Here is a 24,727-nt window from a genome sequence, read left to right as displayed (position 1 = left end):
AAATAAAAGCTACGGTGTTTTAAATTTATAAGATGAATAATGACTTAACAAATTTTATGCTTTGTATTAATTGCTTATTTTTCATAAAAAGAAGTCATTAATTAGTCAGAGGGGTATCACTTAATAACCGAAACTTATGCATAAAAAAAGTCATTAACCAGTACAAAGACTCGTTAATGACTATTTATAATTTCACGTTTTTAACTGTAAACGTTAGGTGTTATATATCTAAACTTGGCGCTTATATCAAATGATGCAGCGCCATTGGGTTACTTGTTTAGAATCTGTAGCTAGCACCAAAAGTAATACGACGGTCTGTAATACCTTGAGCACAAAGCATTGCGCCTTCATTAACACAAGATTGTGTAATGTCTGACTCTGTTAAGTTAACAGCTTCAAGGCCAAGGTTTAAGTTTTCATTCACGTCATAACTTACACTCGCGTTAAGTTGACCTCTGTCGTGTGTAACAACAGGGAAACCTAAAGTAGAGTTCAAGCTTGCGCCAGCAGCAGTATCTTCTGTGCGGAACGCATCACGCCATGTGTAACGTAATCTAGCAGAAAGACCAAACTTCTCGTAGTAAACTGCAACGTTGTATGCATTTTCTGAAAAGTCTAATAGACCACGGTCAGATGTAACATCAACAAATTGTGCACTATCATAAACACCGTTAATGGCATTAAAGATATCTGTTCCACGTGTTGCAGAAGTGTAGAAAGCTGAACCACCGCTATATTCTTGAATCGTGTAGTTAGCAACAACACCAAAACCTGACGCCCAACCTAAGTCATCTTCGAAGCTTGAAAGGTCATACTGAACAGCCATCTCAATACCTTTTTGCGTAGTTGTGGCTGAATCATTTAGCTTAGTTTCAACATCAACACACAAACCAGTAGTATTAGGATCGCCTATCGCATTAGGCTGAACAGCAGGGTTATAAATACCACCACCAGCACATGTAGGACCTGGCTCTCTGAAGCCATTTGCTTGAATAATTGCACTTTCTAATTTATTAACAAATAAGTTAGAACGCTCTTTATTAAAGTAACCGATACTTACTACAGCAGCTTCAGCAAAATACCATTCAGCTGACAGGTCAAATGAAGTTACTTCTTCAGGTTCTAATGCCGCATTACCGATTTCTACTGAAGAGTTTTCGTTAGTGCCAAATGACACTGAGGTATTTAAATCGCCGAAATTAGGACGAAGAATGTCTTTACCCCAACCTAAACGAAGCACAACATCATCATGCACGTCTGCAACTAAGTTCAAACGAGGTAGAGTGTAGCTATAATCACCAGTGTTTGACGTAGGGATTACAGTACCATTAACAACACTATTAGCTCTAGATTCAATATCTGTAGAGATATGACGTAAACCGATATTACCGCGTATCATTTCATACTCAAAGTTTGCTTGAGCGTATATTGCATGCGTTTTTTCTTCAATCTTAAATGCTGCGGTATCTGAAGGAGTAAGGTCAGAAAAATCTTGATTACCGCCATGCGCAACAAGAGCAGCTTCTAATGTAGCTAATACACCGTCTGGGTCGTTGAACGCTAAGTCTGGATCTATGATTAAGAAGTTACGTAAGGCTAATTCTCGACCGTCAGCATCACCAAAATGACTAGGACCAGCTACAAGAAGGTCAGCAAATAAAGCACCGTTCGGGCTATCAACCATTTTACTAAAGCCACCAATACGATCAGATATGCTAACCGAATCATGTTTGGTGATGTTATAGCGGTAACCAAAATCAACTGAAGTTACAATATTATCATCGATAAAATAAGTAGAGTCGATACGGAAAGCATCTTCAGAGTTGTCTGTTGTACTACGACTAACATCTACTTGGTCTAGCACTACATTGTTAGGATCTAATAAATTAGCAACGGTTGGTGCAAATGGTGAAGCAAAGTCGATACCAAATGCTAATGAACCACCGGTTAAGTCATAAATAAATGGCACACTGTTATCATTACTAGAACCATCAAGCGGTGTTAGTGGATTAGGGTTAATAAAGTTTAATTGTGTATTCAAAGATGGCGTTACAGTATCAGAACTTGCCGATGAAAGTTCAGCGCTTACAAATAAGTTATCGCCTTGCCATTCACCACCTAATCTAAATACTTGTGTATCTGTTACACGTGCACCCGTATCACTGTTAAAACGTAAGTTTGGATCATCATCATCAACCGAGTTTATTGGCTGAATTGTGCCTCTACTTGCTGCTCTAATACTACCTAGGTCTACACCATCAAGTGAGCCAAAGTCTATAGTTTCAAATTCGTCAGGAACCGTGTAGTTAAGTACACTACTAACACCAGATGCTTGAACGCGAGTACTTTCTTGACGACGTTCTTGTGAAGTAATGATAGCGTCGAAGAAAAACTTCATATTGTCGTTAGGTGCAAACTCAAACGTTGTTGCAAGGTTTGTAGTTTCATATTCAAAGTTTTCTAATTCCTGATTCAAGAATTGAATACCAAGAAAATCGAAATCTTGCGCTGCAGGTCTTTTTGTAACCTGATTCTCTATAACCGGGTCACCGTCACTGTTGTATCGAGTAACATCAGCATTTTTGTTTTCAACAAGGCTACCGTCGCGGTCAACACGAGGACGGAATGAAGTGGCTTCTTGTTTAGCATAGCTACCACTAATAACAAAACCGAATTTACCTGAGTCTAATTCCCAGTTATCACCATAAGCACCAGATACTCGTGGTTGAACGCCGTCGGTAGTTAAACTACTATCTTCACCTTGTACACGAAGTGAGCCTAATGTTTCAGATAACTCAAGAGGACGAATAGTACGTAAATTTACCGTACCACCCACTGAGCCTTCAGTGGTTTTAGCTTCAGGGGATTTAGTTATTTCAACACCAGCTATAATAGCAGCAGAAAGATCTTCGAAATTCATACCACTGCGACCAGCACCTGAACCTACTGTAGATGCGCCGTTAATTTCAACGCGGTTTGAATTACTACCACGGATTTGAACACCAGTACCAATACCAGCTGTTCTCGTAATTTGTACACCTGTTACGTTCTCAAGAACTTCTGCAAGGTTTTGATCAGGTAGTTTACCGATATCAGTTGCCATGATTATTTCGACTAGGTTAGCCGTATCACGTTTTTCTGCAAGTGCACTTGTTAGTGAGCTGCGCATGCCAGTCACTTGAATTACTTCAACTGATTTTTTAGCTTGTGCTTCAGTTTCTGCTTCTTGTGCAGCAACTGATGCTGCAAAAGTCAGCGAAGTAGCTGAAAGAACCGCTAAGGTTATTTTGGATAATTGTTGTCTCATAGATTTCCCCTGTGTAGTTTTTTTGAAAATTATTTTTGCAAACATCTCAAAAGCCACATCTTTAGTTTAATTAAAGTCGTCCCCTAGAATTGCAAACTCCCTGAAAGTAAAAAATATCAAGTACTCAAAAAGAATTACCGTAGATAGTTACAATAAAAGTAGCAAAGGCCAATCTTTTGGTTATACAAAAAAGTTAACAAAACCCCTGTTTGGACTTACCAGTTGGTCTATTTATTATTACCGCTTGGTTAGCTTGTAGTTTCTGTGTTATTTAAGTTTTTGTATTTATTGCTTTTTATATAACCATTAGGTTTATTGTAAATAGAGTATATATTTTTTTATAATATCTTTTTATTCCATTGTTATACGAGTTATTCTTGTTAATATACTTTATTAGTCTAAAAAAAAACCAAAGATGGTTTTTTGTTTAACCAACAAGATAAATTGGTTGACCAAATGGACATATACCAATAGTCTTTAATGATAAGTATTTAAGAAGAGTTAGAGATTCGTGCTTCAGCTCTTTGTTTTTAGGCATTGTAAGCGTAATGTTTTGTTGAGGTGGGTCTGTTGATATGTATCTCGCTGTCATTACGAGTTTATATGGAGACACTATTCATATAATTAAGCAAAAGTAATAACTCAATATAAAACGTACTAAAGTAAAAAAATGCAGCTTTTTTGTACTGATAGTTTGTAATAAATGAATATGTCCGTTTTATTCACTTTAACTCTAGGTAAATAATCACCATGAATAATATGAAAACTTTTTTTAAGTCCTTACTGCCTGGCATATTTTTGTTTGGTTTTACGGTTGGTACTGGCAGCGTTACGGCTATGGCTAAAGCGGGTGCAGATTATGGCATGTCACTGTTGTGGACTATCTTTATTTCTTGTGCGATTACTTACTTTTTAATTAACTTATTCGGTAGATTTACTTTAGTCACAGGCATGACAGCGTTACAGTCTTTTAAGAAGCACATTCACCCTGGCGTTGCTATATTCTTTATCGTCGCTCTTACAACGCAAATTTGCGGCAGCGTTATTGGTGTCATGGGAATATTAGCTGATGTTTGCTATGAGTGGTCAAAAAACTTTGTTGACGGTGGTATATCAGCGGTATATTTCGCATTATTCTTTATTGCCTTTGTTTATATTATTTTCCTAATTGGTAAGACTGAGGTATTTGAAAAAGTTTTGGCGATTTTTGTCGCAATAATGTCGGTATGCTTTTTAATAAATTTTGTAATTTTGATGCCACCTGCGATTGAAATATTAAATGGCATGGTACCCAATATTCCTGAAACTGGTGAAAATAAAAGTTCCTTTCTAGTTATTGCATCAATGGTAGGTACAACTGTTTTTTCAGGCTTGTTTATATTAAGAACCATCTTAGTGAAAGAGGCTGGCTGGACGATGGCCGATTTAAAAACTCAGAATAGAGACGCATTGTTTTCCGCCTTCCTTATGTTCATTGTAAGTACGTCAATCATGGCGGCTGCGGCAGGCTCTTTATTTGTAAAAGGCATTACTTTAACGAACGTTACACAAATGATTTATTTGCTAGAGCCTTTAGCGGGTGCAGCTGCTGTGGCCATATTTACTATAGGGCTTATAGCTGCAGGCGTATCTTCTCAGTTTCCTAATGTGGCATTACTACCATGGTTATTAGATGATTTTCACCAACGTAAGCCCAATCTTAAACGTACCAGCTATCGTGTTATTGCCTTAGTCATTTCTTCATTAGGTTTAATTGTTCCTATTTTTAGCGTTAAGCCGATTGCCGTTATGGTGAGCTCACAAGCTTTTGGTGCATTATTACTGCCAGCAACTGTCGGTTGTATCTTTTATATTGGTAATAAGAAATCACTCATGGGAACCTATAAATTTTCGACTGTCACCAATATTATACTTTCAATGATATTTGTCTTTGCCATAGTCATGAGTTATATGAGCTACAACGGCATTATTTCTACGTTACAAGCACTTTAATGTGTAAATGGGCTGACCATTGAGCGTTAGCCACTTAGGTATAAATCTTCAGCACTAATTTTTATCTTCATCAATATGTGCATCAACAATTAATTTATGTAAAAAAATTTAATGGAATATGATCAATGAATAAAATAATTAAATTTAATGCTAATCGAGTATGGCGTACTTACCAAGGTGGTAAACTACTTGATACGATTGAAGGGAAAGCATCGCCACAAGATACAAGCTTTCCTGAAGACTGGATAGGTTCTACCGTTGAAGCACGTAACGTGGGACGTGAACATATCTCAGAAGGTTTAGCGATGGTAAATAACGAAGCGGGGCAGGCGGTTGCTTTTCGTGATTTATTACAAGAAAATCAAGCCTATTTCTTAGGTAGTCATGACGATACTATGCGTACGCTAGACGATATTCCACTTGTTAAATATCTTGATAGTTCCACACGCTTGCATTTTCAAGCACACCCAACACGAGAGTTTGCTCAAGAACGGTTAGGTATGCCACGCGGTAAAACTGAAGCGTATGTCATCCTTGAAACGCGAAAAGATATCGCTGATCCATACATATATGCTGGGTTTCAGCGCTCGCCAAGTCGTGAACAATTAAAAACATGGATTGAAACTCAAGATATTGCTTCTATAGAGAGTTGTTTTGATCGCATTCCAGTCAAACCTGGTGACGTATTTTTATTACCAGGAGGTCGCCCTCACGCTTTAGGCGAGGGGATACTTATGCTAGAAATTATGGAGCCTTCGGATCTCGCTGTAAGATTTGAATTTGAGCGTTGTGGCTATGTGATCCCAGAACAAGCAAGGTTTATGGGCAGGGATATTGAAACCGCTTTAGACGTATTTAATTTCGATCCGGTTCCGCCTGAAAAAATAGATGCAGAGTTTCGTTGTACCCCTAAAATTCTTATTTCTGATGAGCAAAAAAATAGCCTTGAAGAGCTTATAGGAGCTGACGATACAACATGTTTTGTTGTTAAGCGAGCATCGGTTGCACAAAGCTTTAAACGCAAAGAGAACGGCTTTTTTTATGGCATTGTGACAGAGGGCTCAGGCACATTCATTATTAACGGTGAGGTTACCGAGCTTAAACGCTGGGATCGATTCTTCTGTCCAGCAGGTGTTACTGAATTTGAATATCAAACCGATTCAGGTATGTCTGTACTCGAATGTTACCCAGGTAACAGCTAAACGAACCCAACATGTATTACCTGCTTAACTGACCATTAGCGAATATGTATATCATGCTATTCGTTAATGGTTAACGGCGGTGCTTAACATTATTTACTGTAAACTTATCAATGTTAATGTTGTTATATCTACATAGTAACCGATAATATTATTAACGTTAAATGATCAAAAGCATTTAGAAAATACCTTTACTGACTCACCTATATTCGATTGAACCTTTTACAACATTGATTACAATTGAAGTTATCCTACTTTATTACTCTGCCTGAGAAGGCTATCTCTATGTTTATAAGTTATGTCTATATTTGTTTTACCCGTTGCAATTAAAATTGGACTTACCAATATATGTTATGTAATATCCTACGTTAATACTTTTTATGTATTTAATGGGCTGCTGGCCTTTATATTGGTCAGGCCTGTCGCGGTTTTTAACAGAGATATGTGAAATTTTATCGATAGCAGTTGAAATTAAAATAACGGTTAAAGTAAATTTAAGTGTTTATTAACTTTGATAAATCGCATAAATAACAAGCCGGCTTTTAACCTTACATTTACTTAAATCGTAGTGAGTTATGCATATAACGCTAGTGAAGTTTTACCTGCAATTCTGATATCACTAGGAAACGAAATTATTAACTTTAGACCTTAATTGAGCGTCTAAATACATACAAAATCATCATGAATAATGATGTGGAGATACTATAATGCGTGAAGCTTGGCGATGGTTTGGTCCTAATGATCCCGTGTCTATTAATGATGTAAGGCAAACGGGTGCTACCGATATTGTTAGTGCTTTACATACTATTCCTACTGGAGAAGTGTGGCCGTTAGATCAAATTCAGGCCCATAAAGCGTTGGTTGAACAAGGTAATAATGAACAATCTGAACTTGTTTGGTCTGTTGTTGAAAGTATACCTGTACATGAAGATATTAAGTTAGGTCGTGATAATAGTCAGCGCTATGTTGATGCTTGGATAGCATCAATGGAAAACTTAGCACAATGTGGTGTTAAAACTATATGCTATAACTTTATGCCTGTGATCGACTGGACTCGAACTGATTTAAAATTTCAGTTACCTAACGGTGGCTTTGCGTTGAGATTTGATCAGCAAAAGTTTGCAGCGTTTGATTTGTACATATTAAAGCGAGAAAATGCAGAAGCCGATTATTCAATTGAAGAGTTAGAACAAGCTAAAACCGTGTTCTTAGCTATGTCTGAAGACGATAAAACATTATTAACCAATAATATTATTGCGGGTTTGCCAGGCAAAATGACTGACGCTTACAACATCGATAATTTTCGAAGTATGTTGGCTAATTATAAAGACATCACTAAAGACATTTTAAGAAAAAATTTATTCGCTTTTCTATCTCAAGTGTTACCTAAAGCAGAGCAGTTAGGTGTTAAATTAGCCATACACCCTGATGATCCACCAAGAGACATGTTGGGCTTACCTCGTATTATTTGTACATCTGAAGATTTAGATATTCTATTTTCTGCACTGCCAAGTTCAGCGAATGGCATTACATTATGTGCTGGCACCTATGGTAGCCGTCCCGATAACGACCTACCTGTTATGGCTAAGCAATATGGCGATCGTATTCATTTTGCTCATTTGCGCGGTGTCAGTAGAGATAAAACTGAACAACGTTCGTTTTATGAAGCCGAACATTTATCAAGTGATGTTGATATGGTGGGAATAATTTCTGCATTATTAAGTGAAGAAAAGTCACGTGCTGAAAATAACAATAATAGCCCGATATTTATTAGACCTGATCATGGTCATCAGATCTTAGATGACATTAATAAGCCAGGAAACCCAGGGTACTCATGCATTGGGCGCTTGAAAGGCCTAGCTGAAATTAGAGGTGTTATTAAAGCGCTTAGTAGCATCGCTTAGTTAATATTTGCACTTTAGATGCCATAGCACATTAAACAAATGAACATTAAAATCAAAGTAGTATTAACGCTACTTTGATTTTTTTTGTTTGAGATTTTTGAACCTAAGCTAGTTTATAACAAACACTGCCTACAACTTGTGTAACATACAAATGCTGATTGAATTTATAGCATTTCAATTATGAGCAACATAACTAAATAGTTATAGGGTTTAGTCCCTTTATAAGTCATTACGTAAATGTATTTATATAAAAGCGTTTATAGTAATAATTGAACATACTCGTCTTTGTAAAAAATTCTAAGCTCAACAATCATAAAAGTATTATCACTGTATTTTTTTCAGGATTATATTTAGTAGTAACTTTTTCAAACAAAATAATAAAAAGTTATATCTCTCTATAAAATCATTTAATATCAATAAATTAAAAGTATCGGTTGATTGTTTTTTGTTTATAAAAAAAATAATTCAATAAAAAACTTGATACTGTACGACTATACAGTATACTTTGCTCAATTAAACGAATTAAGCACCTAAATCATTCTGGAGCAACAAATGAACGATAACAAAGAAAAAGCATTATCAGCTGCCTTAAGCCAAATAGAACGCCAATTTGGTAAAGGTTCAATTATGAAGTTAGGTGATAATCGCAGCATGGACGTTGAAACAATTTCAACGGGTTCATTAGGATTAGATATCGCACTAGGTGCTGGCGGTTTGCCGCTTGGACGTGTTGTAGAAATTTACGGTCCAGAATCAAGTGGTAAAACAACATTAACACTCGAAGTTATTGCTGAGGCACAACGTAATGGTAAAATTTGTGCTTTTGTTGATGCTGAGCATGCACTTGACCCTATCTATGCTGAAAAGCTTGGTGTTAATATTAATGAGTTATTAGTTTCTCAACCTGATACCGGTGAGCAAGCACTTGAAATATGTGACATGTTAACGCGATCTGGTGCGATTGACATTATCGTAGTTGACTCGGTTGCTGCGTTAACACCAAAAGCCGAAATTGAAGGCGATATGGGTGATTCACACATGGGTCTACAAGCACGTATGCTTTCACAAGCTATGCGTAAGCTTACTGGTAACTTGAAACAGTCAAATACCATGATTATTTTCATCAACCAAATTCGTATGAAAATTGGTGTTATGTTTGGTAGCCCAGAAACCACAACAGGTGGTAATGCATTAAAATTCTATGCCTCAGTTCGTTTAGACATACGCCGCATTGGCGCTGTTAAAAATGGTGATGAAATTGTTGGTAACGAAACGCGTGTTAAAGTGGTTAAAAACAAAATTGCTCCACCATTTAAACAAGTTGAATTTCAAATTTTATATGGCGAAGGTATTAACAGTTTAGGCGAGCTAGTGGACTTAGGCGTTAAAAATGAAATGGTTGAGAAAGCGGGTGCTTGGTACAGTTATAAAGGTGATAAAATTGGTCAAGGTAAAGCAAACGCAGCTAAATACCTAAAAGAGAACCCTAAAGTAGCAAAAGAAATTGATACACGTTTACGTGAGTTACTGTTGCCGAAAACAAAACCTGCTGAAGCTGAAGAAAAGGTTGCAGCTGTAGCAAAATAAAAAATTAAGTAATACTCGATTAAAAAGCCACTGTAAAGTGGCTTTTTGGGTTATAAGTTCGGGATAACTTTTTGCAATACCTTGATCCTAATTGGTTTATAGGGCAATTTAAATATTTAAAATATGACCATATAATAAGGACGCTAATATCTATATTACCAATAATTAGTTGATTTACTGAGTGAAATTGGATTTATAGTGAGTGAAGCGAGCATCGTAAGCTATAGAATTTTGGGATAGACGAGTAAATTTAATCTATAGAAAACAATAATGTGAGTATGATCTGTTAAGTTTGTTTACCTGAGAGTGATAATATTTAGCAGCTTTAATTTAGCTGTCATAATGACTCATAAAACCAATTGATAAGAATGGTAAAAAATAAGGTTATTACCAATAGCTATTGATTGGTTGACACTTATTATTGTTTTGGTTAGTATCTAAATGTTCCTTATTGTTTCTAGTGTATTTAAACAATAAGCTTGTATAACTACAGTCATGCCGTATGTATTTATACCAAAATTATTACTGGGTTGAATTTAATATTAGTCTGTTGATTTAAATATCAAAGATTAACTTAAGGCTTGATTGATTTAGCCTGATTTACTCAAAAAATTAGCATGCCGCCTAGATATAAGGTGAGTAATGTTCGCACTTAGATAAACAAATACTAATATTTTAGGAGTTAGATATGACAAAACCTACTATAGGTTTCATCGGCCTTGGTCTTATGGGCGGCAACATGGTTGAAAACCTACAAACTCGTGGTTTTCAAGTAAACGTAATGGATCTTAATAAAGATGCTGTTGCAAAAGTTATAGCTCGTGGTAATGCTACTGAAGTTAAATCAGGTAAAGAATTAGCAGAGAAAAGCGACATCGTTATGCTTGCGCTAACTACTTCTAAAGTAGTTGAGTTAGTTGTATATGCTGAAGATGGTATTTTAGCGGGTATGAGTGAAGGCAAAACACTCGTTGATTTTGGTACTTCTATTCCAGATTCAACTCGTAAAATTGGTGCTGATCTTGCGAAAAAAGGTGCTGGCATGATTGATGCCCCACTGGGTCGTACTCCTGCTCATGCTAAAGATGGTTTACTTAACATTATGGCCGCTGGTGATATAGAAACTTTTAATAAAGTTAAACCAGTTTTAGAGCAACAAGGCGAAAACGTATTTTACCTAGGCGCTTTAGGTGCAGGTCATACAACTAAGCTAATTAACAACTTCATTGGTATGACGACTGTTACTGCTATGTCACAAGCTTTCGCAGTAGCTAAAGCTGCAGGTGTTGATGGACAGCAGTTATTTGACATTATGTCTGCAGGACCATCTAACTCACCATTTATGCAGTTTACAAAGTTTTATGCTGTAGACGGTGAAGAAAAATTAGGTTTCTCTGTTGCGAATGCAAACAAAGATCTTGGTTATTTCAATCAAATGGTTTCAGATTTAGGTGGCGAGTCATTAATCGCTCAAGGTACTTCTGCTAACCTTCAAGCTGCTGTTGATGCTGGTCTTGGCCAAAGCGATGTGCCAGTTATATTTGATTACTTTAATACTAAATTAGCTAAGTAATTAGAAATAATTAAATACTAAAGCGCTTTAATAGGCTTTTTAGTATTCTAAAAATACCAAAGATCTTTAATCGGGTCTTTGGTATTTTTTTAATTAAAATACGCATATTGCGAGATAACGTTGATATAACTTGAGGTTGTTTTGATGTGATAGTGATGATGAAAAGCGTTAAGTATCTGCGGTAATTACTGTTAGTTAGTTAGTTAGATAAACAAAAGGCCTCTTATAAAGAGGCCTTTTGTTTTGTAAAGCGTTAGCTCTTACTGATTAAATTTCGGTAGAGGTAGGAATCGAATAAAGCCCACGTTTTTCGCTATTTTTTTGTTTTATTTCTTCTAGGGCTCTTAACTCTACGGCGTCAAATAAGGCATTAATTAAACGATTAAAATGGCCATGCATAGCAAACCTTGCCTGCGTCGAGTCACCTGATTTCAGCGCTTGATAGATTGCTGTATGTTCAGCTAAAGTTTTTGAGTTATCTTTACTACAAACACTGTCATAGTCTTTAATAATTTCAGGTGTTGAAGAACGTAACTTCCAGAGGTTTTGCACTGATAAAATCATTGCGCTATTGCGAGTAGCATTAGCAATAATTTGATGGAACTCTTTATCAGCCGCTGCAATAAATTGGCCTTTTTCCATATCAACTAAGGTTTGGTGTAAGCGATTAAGTTCGTCTTCAGTAATGGTAGTCGCAGCAATTGCAGCTACTTCACCTTCAATTAATGCTCTTGCTTGAGTAACTTCAAATGCATTTACTTGCTTGTGTGAGCCATTTAATTGGTTAACCGGCTTTAAAACGTATACACCTGAGCCCGTTTTTACTTCAATTTTTTCACGAACTTCTAACGCAATTATAGCTTCACGAATAGTAGGTCTACTCACTTTAAAGTTTTCTGCTAATTCTCTTTCTGGTGGTAAGCGACTTCCAGGGGAGTATATTCCAGAATCTATTAAAGCTTCTATTTTGTCTACAATACCCCAAAACAGCCTGCGGTTGCTGCCCATATTCTTTTCCTTAGCTAACTTCATTAAAGTAAAAACATATATCATTCATGATATCGTTTTCTCTCGCTTATGGCAAAACTAAAAAGCGGTAGTTTTTTAGTTATATACCATTTTGGTCTAGAGGTAAATATAATTTAGGTAACCATCTCTTACAATAAACTTTATTTATATTATTACCAATTGTTGTTTGTCTGGTAATGTGATTTGGTTGACAATCGCTAGTGATATCAGTTAAATTAAATCGATTGTTATTTAGAAGTATTGCGTGACCTATTTTTTTGCATGGAAAATGGTGCTTAACAGCCGATTTATGCTTAACGTGGTAAGCCACTTATTTAGGAAAGCTCAGTTTAATTAATAAAATATGTTGGCGGGATTTAACATTTATCGATAAATCGTCAAATTTTACACTTTAATTTTATAGGTCATTTTATGCAACAAACAAAATTATCATCCTACTTACTGTGCTGTTTCACCATAGCATTATGCTTAGTATTATCAGCAAGCCCATTGGTTGCTAAAGAATGGTTGGTTGATAGCCAAACCGCATATAAAAAGGCGCTTAAAAAAGTTAAAGCGGGTGACAACATTGTATTAGCCAATGGTACTTATAATAATTTTGAAATTTTGTTTGAAGGTAAGGGCACAAAAGAACAGCCTATTACGTTAAAAGCTGAAACTAAAGGTAAGGTTTTCTTGACGGGGCAATCTAACTTGCGTTTAGCAGGGAAACACTTAGTTGTTTCAGGTCTTGTATTTAAAGATGGCTTTACACCAAGTAGCGCTGTTGTTGCTTTTAGAAGTAATAAAGACAATTTAGCCTTTCATTCACGTGTGACAGAAGTGGTTATTGATAACTTCACTAATCCCGATAAGCGTGAGTCTGATTACTGGGTTGCTATTTATGGCCAATATAATCGTCTAGATCACAATTACCTTTCGGGTAAACGAAATAAAGGTGTCACTGTAGCCGTTCGTCTTAATACCAAAGAGAGTCAAGAAAATCATCATCAAATAGATCACAATTATTTTGGTCCACGTCCAATCCTAGGCTCTAATGGTGGAGAAACACTGCGTATTGGCACGAGCCATTACTCTTTATCAAACTCTTTCACTGTGGTTGAAAATAATTACTTCGACCGTTGTGACGGTGAAGTTGAAATTATTTCAGTTAAGTCAGGTAAAAATGAAATTCGTAACAATGTTTTCTTTGAATCAAGAGGAACACTTACTTTGCGCCACGGTAATGGCAACTTAATTGAAGAAAATGTTTTTATTGGTAATGGTGTTGATCATACTGGTGGTATTCGAGTTATCAACAAAGACCAAATTATTCGTAACAATTACCTAGAAGGTTTAACAGGTTATCGATTTGGTAGTGGCTTCACCGTAATGAATGGTGTGCCTAACTCATCCATTAACCGTTATCATCAAGTTGAAAACGCATTAATCGAAAACAATACTTTAGTAAATGTAAAACATATTCAACTTGCCGCTGGTAGTGATGCAGAAAGAAGTGCGGTACCTATTAATTCAACGATTAAAAATAATTTAATTATTAATGAAGATGGTCAACAACCATTTACTTTATTTGATGATGTTAGTGGTATTAAGTTTAAAGGTAATGTGGCGAATACGTCTGCGTTGAAGTCGCTTGCATCAGGCATTGAAAAGCAAAATGTTGAACTTAAGAGAGCTGAAAACGGCTTACTATACCCAGTATCTTCAAAATTTGCTGATAAAGGTGCTAAAAAGAATTTAACTCCTACTTTAAAGTCAGCAACAGGTCCAAGCTGGTATTCAAAAGTTGATAGCTTAGTGGCTTTTGAATCAGGTAAAACTATCCAAGTTAAAGCCGAAGATGATGCTTTATTCGATGCGGTAGTTGCAGCAAATGACGGCGATATCCTTATATTGGCTGATGGCGAATATGAAGCCAGAAAAATGATCGATATTAATAAAACGCTAACGATTAAAGCGCAGCATAAAGGTAAAGCGGTTCTAACTTTTCAACGCTCTACTTTATTTCAAATTTCTGATGGCGGTAGCTTAACGCTCGATGGTTTAGCTATAACAGGTAACAGCAGTCCTGATGCATCAGGTAACACATTAGTACGATCTCAAAAATGGGGCATGGTTGAGAATTATCGTTTTGTTATGCGTAATAGCTCGGTAAGTGCACTTGATATTAATCATTCTTTTCATTTCTTTGATGCTGGTAATGGTTCGTTTGCCGACTATATTGAATTAACCAATAATCATTTTACGAATATTACCGGTGATTTCCTGCGCTTAAATAAAGAGATTGAAGATTTAGGCATTTATAACGCTGAATATGTCATTCTTAAAAATAATATTTTTGATAATGTGCAAGGGACCTTAGTTAACTTATATCGTGGTGGTACTGATGAAAGTACGTTTGGGCCACATTTAGCTATGTTTGATAATACGATTATAAATAGTAGTAACGGCAAACGTAACAAAACATCGTCAAGCTTATATTTACATGGTGTGCAAGTTACTAATGTTGAAAGTAATACCTTTAACAACACAGCTGATATTGTCATTGAACATACAGTGGGTGAACCCATCACTGCAGTTAAAAATAATATTTTAAATAAAACAGCATCACCGAGCGTAAAAGAGTTACATGCCAAAGGCCCGCACACTGCTGTGCTATCAAACAATAAACAAACGAATTAAGAGCTGCTATGAAATTTTTTAATCAAACGCCACTTTCTTTCTCAAGATTGCATGGTTTTAATGGTAGCTTGATAGCTGTAGTTATGATGGTCATGACTTTAATCGCAAGTACTAGTACTTTTGCTAGAACTAGCCCTAACCTTGTTATTACACCTGCTGATGTAAAAGACATGCGTGGTGCGATTAAACAAGATGGTCAATTTACCAAAGCTTTTGCTGCACGTAAGTCATCTGTTGATAAACAAATAGCACAAGTGATAACCGTACCTTTACCAAAAGATGGCGGCGGTGGTTATACGCATGAACGTCATAAGAAAAACTATAAATTAATGTATGACGCTGGTGTTGTTTATCAATTAACACAAGATGAAAAATATGCTCGCTATGTTCGTGACATGTTACTTGAGTATGCCAAGCTTTATCCTACATTGCCTTTGCATCCGCAAAGAAAAATGGGTAAACAAAACCCTGGTAAGCTATTTTGGCAAAGTTTAAATGAAGCCGTTTGGTTAGTGTATACCAGCCAAGCCTACGACTTAATTTTAAGCTCATTATCTAGCACTGAAAAAACAGAGATAGAAAATGGTTTATTTCGTCCAGTAGTAAAGTTTTTATCAGTAGATTCACCTGAAACATTTAATAAAGTACATAACCATGGCACCTGGACAACAGCAGCTGTTGGTATGACAGGTTACGTTCTTGGTGAGCAAGAGTGGGTTGAACAAGCGCTTTATGGTTTAGATAAATCAGGTACAGGTGGTTTTTTAAGACAACTTGATGAACTGTTCTCACCACAAGGTTATTACAACGAGGGTCCTTATTATCAACGTTATGCGCTAATGCCATTCGTTACCTTCGCGAAAGCAATTCATTCGAACCAGCCGGAACGTAAAATTTTTGAATATCGTGATGGCATAGTATTGAAGGCGATTGATACCACAATACAGTTAAGTTACAACATGCTTTTCTTCCCTATTAACGATGCAATAAAAAGTAAAGGTATTGATACTATCGAGTTAGTTAATGGTGTCACTATTGCTTATGGATTAACTCAAGATTCATCGCTACTTGATATTGCCCGTCAACAAGACCAAGTTATTTTAACGGGTGACGGATTAAAAGTAGCGAACGCGCTAGATAAAAATCTAGACACACCTTATAAATTTAAGTCAGTGGCTTTCGGTGACGGTAATGACGGTAAACAAGGTGCATTGGTTGTTATGCGTCAAAATGTTGGTGGCGAGCAAGCGGTATTATTTAAACCTGCTGCGCAAGGTTTAGGTCATGGACATTTTGATAAGTTAACTTGGCAGTTTTACGATAAAGGTGCAGAAATAGTTTCAGACTATGGCGCTGCTCGTTTCTTAAATGTTGAAGCCAAATTTGGCGGTCGTTATTTACCAGAAAATAATACTTGGGCAAAACAAACGGTTGCACATAATACCGTAGTTGTAGATGAGAAAACTCATTTCAATGCCAATGTTAAAAAAGGTAATGCTAACCATCCTGAGTTATTGTTCTTTGCAAAAAATGATGACGTTATTATCAGTTCAGCGCGTATTGATAGCACCTATGAAGGTGTCTCTCTAAAACGTACGATGGCATTAATAAATTTACCTATGCAAAACAGTAAAGATGCTGAACAGTCATTGGTGGTTGATATTTTTGATGTTAACTCTGACGAAGAACATCAGTACGATTTACCTGTTCACTACAAAGGTCACTTAATTAGCACAAACTTTGAGTTAGCGACTAACTTAACCAATTTACCGGTGCTTGGAAAAGATAATGGCTATCAACATTTATGGTTGAAAGCACAAGCTCAGCCGAATGCTGGTTTATCACAAATAACATGGTTGAATGATAACGGTAGATTCTACACAAGCTCTTCAATTATGGATGGCGATGCTTCAATAATACTTACTCAAATTGGCGCTAACGATCCGCTGTTTAATTTACGTAATGAAAATGCCTTTATTAATCGTAAAACAAAAGCTAGCAACCATACTTTTGTCAGCGTATTAGAACCTCATGGTGAATATAACCCGTCAAAAGAATTTACCGTATCAGCAGTAAGTAAAGTACAACAGTTAACACATAAAAAAATTAATAATATAGATTTAGTGGAGATTATTCTTAGTGGCAATAAGCATTATCTATTAGCATTTAATGCAACAGATAAAATCAAAAATAATCAACTAAACACATTTTCATTTAATGGCTCTAAATATCAATTTGATGGCCGTTTTAAATTGTTCAACATTAAAGAATAGGGGTTAGTCATGAGTCAGAGTGCACATTTTACATTAGGTAATGAAGAAAAAATTGAAGACATAGGCGGCGGATTAAAGCGTCAAATGTTAGGTTACAACCATGAGTTGATGGCCGTTAAAATTTGGTTTGAAAAAGGTGCTATTGGATACAACCATGCACACAGACATTCACAAGTTACTTATGTGGTTGAAGGTGAGTTTCACTTTAATATTGATGGCGTAACCACAATTTTAAAAGCAGGTGATAGTTGCTTTATGCCTCCTCATGCCGACCATGGTGCTACCTGTCCTACTGGTGGTATTCTAATCGATACATTTAGCCCTGCACGTGAAGATTTTGTTGAAGAAGGTGCTTTTGACCATATTCATAATAAGGAAGCTAGCGCATGAAAATGAAAAATTTGCGCTGGTGGGTTATTGCCCTTATTGCGTTAGCTACTGTTATTAATTACATTGACCGTTCCGCTCTGAGCGTACTTTGGCCTGATATTGTTGAAGATCTTTTTCCAGATGAATCAGCTTTAGAGCGTAAGCAAATATATGCGAATATTTCTATCGTATTTATCTTGTCGTATGCTTTTGGTCAAGCCATCTTTGGTAAGATATTTGACTGGATAGGCACACGTTTAGGTTTTGTGTTGTCTATCGGTGTTTGGTCACTGGCTACAGCGGCTCATGCTTTTGCACAAGGTGTACTTAGTTTTAGTATCTTCCGCGCTATTTTAGGTGTTGCAGAGGCTGGTAACTGGCCTGGCGCAGCTAAGAGTAATGCTGACTGGTTCCCAACTAAAGAACGTGCTTTAGCGCAAGGTATTTTTAACTCAGGTGCTGCTATTGGCGGTATTATCGCGATTCCATTAATTGCATATTTAACCGTATACTTTAATTGGCAGATGGTATTTATTGTTATCGGTTTAGTTGGTTTACTATGGCTAATTCCTTGGATCATATTGGTTAAAGCTCCGCCTAAGTCTCACCCTTGGATCACCGATGAAGAACGCGAATATATTTTAACCGGTCAACGTAATCCTGATGCTGATTGTACTTTAGACGAAAAAGAATATAACCCTTCGACTAAAGAATTACTTTCTCGTAAAGAAAGCTGGGGGGTCATTATTGCCTCTGCTGCGATTGACCCTATTTGGTGGTTATTTGTCTTTTGGATCCCTATTTATTTAAATGAAGTTTATGGGATGGATGTTAAGTCTATTGGTATTTACGGTTGGGTTCCTTATGTTGGTGCTATGTTTGGCGCTTGGTTTGGCGGCTTACTTGCTCAAAACCGTATTAAAGCAGGTTGGAACACCGATAAAACGCGCAAACTGACTATTACCTTAGGTTGTTTGATTATGTTACCTGCATTATTAGCTATGGCTAACCCGGGTGGACCAACGACTGCTGTAATTATCATGGCCGTTATTTTATTCGGTTTCCAAACCGCTATTGGTAATGTTCAAACCCTACCAAGTGATTTATTTGGTAAAAAAGCTGTGGGTACCTTAGCTGGTTTTTCTGGTATGGCAGCGAAATTTGGCGCGCTAGGATTAACGGCACTCGTGCCTATTTTGACTGCTGACGGTAATTATACTCCGGCATTTGTTATTGGTGCGTCTTTAGCTGTAATTGCAATAGCTGCTATTTGGATATTAATTCCAAAAGTTGAGCCATTGAAAGCTAAAAGCTAGAAGCGATAAGCATAAATTCTCGGGATTCTAATGCCGAGAATTTTATTATTTTTAAGTAAAGTTATTAAGGTTTTGTAAATGAAAAACATTTTTTTATTCGGTGAATGTATGATTGAATTGATGGCCGCTTCTAAAGAGCAGCCAGCTAACACAATGAAGCAATCGTTTGCTGGAGATGTTTTTAACACTGCAGTTTATCTAAAACGTACTTTTGCTGATTTGAAAGTACATTTGGTTACCGCTGTAGGTAAAGATCAATTCAGCCTTGATATGATCCAATATTTTGAAAGTGAAAACATTGGTACCGATTTTGTGTACCAATCAGAAACTAAAATTCCCGGTTTATATTCTATTCAACTTGATGACGAAGGTGAGCGTAGCTTCACTTATTGGCGTGAAAATTCCGCTGCTCGTCAAGTTATGCAACATATAACGAATGATGCTATTAGTCGATTATCTATCGGTGATATGTTTTTCTTTTCGGGAATTTCTTTAGCAGTACTTGAGCCGTCGGCGCGAGCTTCTTTCTGGTCTTTAATTGATAAACTAAAAGCTGCAGGGGTAAAGATAGTATTTGATCCTAACTATCGTCCTCGTTTATGGAGCAGCCCTGAAGAAGCACAAGATCAATTCGAATTAGCATTACAAAAATCTGATTTGTCACTACCTGGTGTTGATGACTTTGAACAGTTGTTTGGTATGAAAACAGCTGAAGAAGTTAATGAATATTGTCAACAATTTGGTTTAAATGAGTTGGTCATCAAAAACGGTGAGCAGGGTATTTTAGTGGTTGTTAATGGTGAGGTTACTCACTTCTCAATTACCCCGGTTAAGAACGTTGTTGATACAACGTCAGCGGGTGATTCATTTAATGGTGTTTATCTTGGTGCGCGCATTGAAGGGCACTCGGTTGCTGAGTCAATCGCTTCAGCTTCAAAGGCCGCAGGTTTTGTTATACAGCACAAAGGTGCAATTGTAGATAAAGACGCTTATCAAGAGTTTATGGCGAATTAGTTATTAAATCTTATTGGCCAGTATATTTTCATTTAGTTTAACTATTTTATAAAATTGTTCAAAAGGAACACTCATGACATTATTCTCTACTTTAATGGGAAAGCAAAAGTTGCTCCCTATTATACAGGCAGACTCAGTTAATCAAGGATTAGAAATAGCGAAGGCTATGTCTGCTGCCGGTATTGGCTTAGTAGAAGTTGTATTAAGAACAGAAGCATCACTTGATGTGATTAAAGCTATTAAGCAAGAGCTTCCAGCCCTAAAAGTTGGCGCGGGTACTATTATAGATGCTGATATTTTAAAACAAGCAATTGATGCCGGTAGTGATTTTATTATTACGCCTACCATTACAAATAGCCTGTTAACACATTTAGCAAAATGTACCGTTCCCGTGCTTCCAGGTGTATCTAATACTTCTGATATTCTGTTAGCTAAAGAGTTTGGTTATAGTGAAGTGAAGTTATTTCCTGCTTCGTTGTCTGGTGGCGCTCCTTTTTTGAAGGCGATGGGATCAGTTTTTAAAGATATTTCGTTTTGTCCTACAGGCGGAATTAACCAAGCCAATCAACATGAATTTTTAGCGTTGAATAATGTTTTTGCGGTTGGTGGTACTTGGATCGCTAATCCAGAATGGGTTGCTAATGAACAATGGTCTAAAATTACTGACGCATGCAAAGCGGCGTTAAATAATTAATAAAGCCTCTATTATTGAAGATTAATCTAAGCCAGTGAACTCTATTGTGTTCATTGGCTTTTTTGTTTTTAACCTGAAGATTTGTGAGTAAATTTTAATAGGCACTAACGTGTTCTTAGTGACTTATAGCGTTGATAACCCTATTTTTATTACCCCATACCCGAATGTATTTACGTTAAATAACAAATATCTCGCCAAATCTAGCTATCTAAGCATTCAGTACAATCTTGCTTATTGCCCTTACAATAATTATTAATAGTCGAAGCAGTAAACTTCATCAAGTTTTAGCGTGTATATGGTGTTGATAATCATCAATTTAGGCATTATTTAATTGCTTTTCTACGGTTTATAAGTTTGAATGAAGTAATAATAATATTTATAAAAAGGATGGTCGAGTGAAGAACGTTTTATTAGTTACTTTCTTGTTGTTATTCACCAGTAACGCTATTGATGCGAAAACGTTTAGAGACAACAGTGCCTATGCTGAATTAAGACAAAAAATTCAAGAGAATGATGCTAACAGTGCATGGCAACTGGCAACCAACCTTGAAGATGAACACTTAGGTGATGTCGACTTTGATTTTCTTTATGGTCTTGCCGCGCTTCAAGTAAAAGAGAATGAGCGTGCGGTGTATGCTTTTGAACGTGTCGTTGCTAATAAACCGCAGTGGTTAGATGCACAGCTTTATCTCGCTCGTACTTATCATCTGATGAAAAATTATCATGCTTCCAATGATATTACTCAATCGTTAATTAATATCGATGCCATATCTCCTAAACTTAAAGCGTCAGCCGAGAACTTAAACCGTCAGTCACACGCAGCGCTAAATAAGCAATCATTATTCATTCAACAATCTGTTAATGTCAGTTTGGGCTATGACTCCAATATAAATGCCGGTACTAGCGAAGATAATATTTATTTACCGTTTTTAGATCAAGAAATCATCCTATCGGAAAATAGTAAAGAGAACAGTGATAGTTATCTGGGACTTGGTTATCAGTTAATAGGTAGCAAGGCGTTAACGCAATCATCTAAATTAACTTTTTTTGGTAGCGGTAAATTACATAATTTTAATAATGACTCAGAATTCAACCGATTTACGCTACGAACTAACGTGCAATATCATAAAGATTTTGAAGCCTTTAGTACTAATGTTGGTGTTAGGGCAGTACCTCTTTGGTTGGATGGTGAATATTACCGTACACAATATGGTGCCACGTTAGGTTTAAGTAAGACTATTGATCAACAATGGATGGTTTCAACACAGGCTTTTGTTGGACAATCTAAAAATGACATTAATAAACTTTTAAACACCGATGATGCTTCAATTCAAATATCTACTCAGTATCTAATGCAAAAATGGCGACATGTTATCTCACTAATCTACTCTCAAGAAGAGAGTGAATTTGTCGAAAGTCAGCATAACAGTAAAGATACCAACACCATTAATTACATGGTTAACTTTGCTATTAATCAACAATGGCTAGCAACGGCTAATATTAGTTATCAACACCAAGCTTATCAGTATGATCATCCTTTCTTCTTAGAAAAGCAGAAGGATGACCTGTGGTTGTTTAGTTCGTCAATTCAATATAATGATTCTTCGAATTGGACATATCAATTAAGTGCTAATATGCAAGACAAAGACAGTAGTCTTGCACTTTTTTCATATCAACGCGCTGAGATTAATTTATCTGCTCGTATGAGCTTCTAGGGGTAAACGATGAACAAATTAAAGTATCTAACCAGCAGCAAAGCATTTAGCACTCGTTTATTATGCACCATTTTTATTTGTGTCTTGGGTTCTCAACATACCGCTTTAGCAAGTGATGTAGCGGGTAAAACCATTTTAGCTAAGGGCACCGTAGAGTCGTTTGATTTAAACAGTAATGAAACGCGCAAACTTAAGCGTCGCTCGCAAATATTCAGTGCTGATAAAATTATTACTGGCAATAAAAGTAAAGCTCAGTTCAGCATGTCTGATGGTGGTTTAATTACCTTAAAAGAAAATACAGAAATTTTAATCACCAATTATAAATATAACCCAGAAGCAGGTGAGGCCTCGGCAACTCTCGAAGTTGTTAACGGTGGTTTTCGCTCAATCAGTGGTCTCATTAAAAAGTCTGGTGGTGATTATCAAGTTAAAACGCCGGTAGGAAGTATTGGTATTCGTGGTACACACTTTGCTGTTGAAGTGGTTGGAGAAGAAACTTTTTTAGCAGTATACAGCGGCAATATTGATGTTGAATTAAACGATCAAAGTATTTTATCACTTGGTAGCTCAGAAGATTTCGCATTTGCCTCTGTTAACGCTCAAGGTCAAATTACACGTATGACTCAAGCCCCTGCTACCATTTCTTTAGGATTTTCAGATGTTTCACCTGATGCTACAGATGAAGAAAACGATACAAATGAATCACCCCAAACAGCCATTGCAGACTCAGGCGTAAGCCCTGTCGATTCCGATACACTTGATAATGAAAACCTTACTGACAGCGATGTTTATAATGAATCTGAATGGCTAGGAATTAATGGTTCATCTGTCGCAGAGTTGTTAGCAGAGCGCACAGGCACTATTGATTATAACAACGTAACCCAAAGTACGGTGATATCGAGCGCAGGACCAGTAAGTGATTTTTCTATGAACATGACCATAGATTTTGATAATGCTTCTGTACCGGGTGGCTCGTTAAGTTTTACAGACAGCCAAGGTGAGTGGTTTGCGGCTTACTCAGGTTTGATAAATATCGACCAACTTGATTTAGGCATTAATTTCGCTTCACACGGTGATAATAAAGCGGAAGGTATTATATTTGCTGCTTTTACCAACGGTTTAGATGAAATTATTGGTGGTTTTAACTTACAAGAAATTAATAACCCATCAGTAAATGCTGACGGCTCATTTAATATTCGCCCATAAACATTAGGATTATAAAAATGTATATTAATAGATGTATATATATTATTACTTTATTGGGCCTTACAGCTTGTGGTGGCGGTGAGTCAGCACCTGCAAAAGAAACTATTGATTCCGTCCCTGTCATAAGTTTACCACAACCCTCTAATACTCAAACGTTTGATTTAACAGGAAAGTCAGGCATAGCGCTAGCTGTACCCCAAAAAGTTGCAGGTACGCAAAGCGAAAGTAACAGCACGGTTAGTACTAGCTTTTCAAATGCTATAGGCACACTCAGACTTGCAAGCTCAACGAGTAATGTTGAAGGTAATTTAACTTTTGGGATAACAGCATCAGATACTGATGTAATGAATAAAGTATCGCTATATTTGCCGAATGCTGCTCGTAGCTTTGTTTTATGTTCGAATAATTGTACTCCAGATTTTCAAGCAACAATCACAGGTTTTAACCCACAATTTGCCAATGAAGTCGCCGGTTCATTACGTATAGAACTTATCGTAGAAGACAATTTAGGCAATAGTGCAGTAGTCGATGCGCTTAGTGTTAACTGGCAACCGATTCAAATTTCAGCGATTAGTGCAAGTCGAGAAAATGGAACTGTTACCGTTTCTTGGTCAGGTAACTCAGCGCTTGAACGTTATAATTTATATGCAGCTACTGAAGTCGGAATAACTTCTGAAAATGCGATTGAACTTGAAAACGGTATCCAACAACTCGCCATTAATGGCACAACGGCACAATTTACGGATGTGGATGAAAGCAAGAATTACCATTTGCTTGATACTAATTGAGCCTTCTCCCCGAAGTCTAGCACTGAGCTAAACTTCAAGGCGACTATACCAAAAGGAGAAAGCTCAATGAAATTCTATA

At 36.6% G+C, this 24,727-nt stretch carries 16 protein-coding genes; 14 read left to right on the top strand and 2 right to left on the bottom strand.

Annotated features, from left to right (window positions below; all coding sequences use genetic code 11):
* Positions 1-277: 277 nt before the first annotated feature.
* Entirely contained in the window at positions 278-3,307 is a 3,030-nt protein-coding gene (locus H4J50_RS13170) for a TonB-dependent receptor (RefSeq protein WP_182256957.1), read from the bottom strand.
* A gap of 750 nt (positions 3,308-4,057) precedes the next feature.
* Here H4J50_RS13170 and H4J50_RS13165 point away from each other — a divergent pair.
* The 5 genes from H4J50_RS13165 (at position 4,058) to H4J50_RS13145 (ending at position 11,562) form a co-directional block, all read left to right on the top strand.
* The gene (locus tag H4J50_RS13165) at positions 4,058-5,299 is read left to right on the top strand and encodes an Nramp family divalent metal transporter (RefSeq protein ID WP_108456871.1); all 1,242 of its coding nucleotides are present in this window, start codon (positions 4,058-4,060) and stop codon (positions 5,297-5,299) included.
* A gap of 125 nt (positions 5,300-5,424) precedes the next feature.
* On the top strand, positions 5,425-6,501 hold the full coding sequence (locus tag H4J50_RS13160) for a class I mannose-6-phosphate isomerase (RefSeq protein WP_182256956.1): 1,077 nt from the start codon (positions 5,425-5,427) through the stop codon (positions 6,499-6,501).
* Positions 6,502-7,205: 704 nt separating this feature from the next.
* Complete coding sequence (gene uxuA / locus H4J50_RS13155; RefSeq protein ID WP_182256955.1) at positions 7,206-8,402, top strand: mannonate dehydratase; 1,197 nt, start codon at positions 7,206-7,208, stop codon at positions 8,400-8,402.
* A 552-nt stretch (positions 8,403-8,954) separates the two neighbouring features.
* Positions 8,955-9,989: a recombinase RecA gene (gene recA / locus H4J50_RS13150; protein WP_108456868.1), complete on the top strand. Its 1,035-nt coding sequence runs from the start codon at positions 8,955-8,957 to the stop codon at positions 9,987-9,989.
* 688 nt (positions 9,990-10,677) lie between these two features.
* Positions 10,678-11,562 carry an NAD(P)-dependent oxidoreductase gene (locus H4J50_RS13145; RefSeq protein ID WP_108456867.1) on the top strand — a complete coding sequence of 295 codons (885 nt, stop codon included), beginning with the start codon at positions 10,678-10,680 and terminating at the stop codon, positions 11,560-11,562.
* A 267-nt stretch (positions 11,563-11,829) separates the two neighbouring features.
* Here the strand turns inward: H4J50_RS13145 and H4J50_RS13140 are convergent, their stop codons facing one another.
* On the bottom strand, positions 11,830-12,570 hold the full coding sequence (locus H4J50_RS13140; protein ID WP_182256954.1) for a FadR/GntR family transcriptional regulator: 741 nt from the start codon (positions 12,568-12,570) through the stop codon (positions 11,830-11,832).
* 432 nt (positions 12,571-13,002) lie between these two features.
* On the opposite strand from H4J50_RS13140, the gene H4J50_RS13135 reads away from it, so the two are divergent.
* The 9 genes from H4J50_RS13135 (at position 13,003) to H4J50_RS13095 (ending at position 24,648) form a co-directional block, all read left to right on the top strand.
* Positions 13,003-15,273 carry a polysaccharide lyase 6 family protein gene (locus tag H4J50_RS13135; protein WP_182256953.1) on the top strand — a complete coding sequence of 757 codons (2,271 nt, stop codon included), beginning with the start codon at positions 13,003-13,005 and terminating at the stop codon, positions 15,271-15,273.
* A gap of 83 nt (positions 15,274-15,356) precedes the next feature.
* Complete coding sequence (locus H4J50_RS13130; protein WP_182256958.1) at positions 15,357-17,546, top strand: heparinase II/III family protein; 2,190 nt, start codon at positions 15,357-15,359, stop codon at positions 17,544-17,546.
* 9 nt (positions 17,547-17,555) lie between these two features.
* Positions 17,556-17,936 carry a cupin domain-containing protein gene (locus tag H4J50_RS13125; protein WP_182256952.1) on the top strand — a complete coding sequence of 127 codons (381 nt, stop codon included), beginning with the start codon at positions 17,556-17,558 and terminating at the stop codon, positions 17,934-17,936.
* The gene (locus H4J50_RS13120; protein ID WP_108456863.1) at positions 17,933-19,231 is read left to right on the top strand and encodes an MFS transporter; all 1,299 of its coding nucleotides are present in this window, start codon (positions 17,933-17,935) and stop codon (positions 19,229-19,231) included. The genes H4J50_RS13125 and H4J50_RS13120 overlap by 4 nt, the downstream gene beginning before the upstream one ends.
* Before the next feature lie 78 nt (positions 19,232-19,309).
* Positions 19,310-20,245, top strand: coding sequence for a sugar kinase (locus H4J50_RS13115; protein ID WP_108456862.1), 936 nt, complete (start codon positions 19,310-19,312; stop codon positions 20,243-20,245).
* 73 nt (positions 20,246-20,318) lie between these two features.
* Positions 20,319-20,939 carry a bifunctional 4-hydroxy-2-oxoglutarate aldolase/2-dehydro-3-deoxy-phosphogluconate aldolase gene (gene eda, locus H4J50_RS13110; protein WP_108456861.1) on the top strand — a complete coding sequence of 207 codons (621 nt, stop codon included), beginning with the start codon at positions 20,319-20,321 and terminating at the stop codon, positions 20,937-20,939.
* Between the two features lie 395 nt (positions 20,940-21,334).
* Positions 21,335-22,654, top strand: a complete 1,320-nt coding sequence (locus tag H4J50_RS13105; protein WP_182256951.1) for a lipopolysaccharide assembly protein LapB — start codon at positions 21,335-21,337, stop codon at positions 22,652-22,654.
* 9 nt (positions 22,655-22,663) lie between these two features.
* A complete protein-coding gene (locus H4J50_RS13100; RefSeq protein ID WP_182256950.1) occupies positions 22,664-23,860 on the top strand; it encodes a FecR domain-containing protein in 1,197 nt (398 codons plus the stop codon).
* Positions 23,861-23,877: 17 nt separating this feature from the next.
* Positions 23,878-24,648, top strand: a complete 771-nt coding sequence (locus tag H4J50_RS13095; RefSeq protein WP_182256949.1) for a hypothetical protein — start codon at positions 23,878-23,880, stop codon at positions 24,646-24,648.
* Positions 24,649-24,727 lie beyond the last annotated feature (79 nt).

It is taken from the genome of Colwellia sp. 6M3 (assembly GCF_014077595.1).
In the GTDB taxonomy this organism is placed as follows: domain Bacteria; phylum Pseudomonadota; class Gammaproteobacteria; order Enterobacterales; family Alteromonadaceae; genus Cognaticolwellia.
Note: the sequence above shows the minus strand (reverse complement) of the source record. Positions and strands in the feature narration are given on the sequence as shown.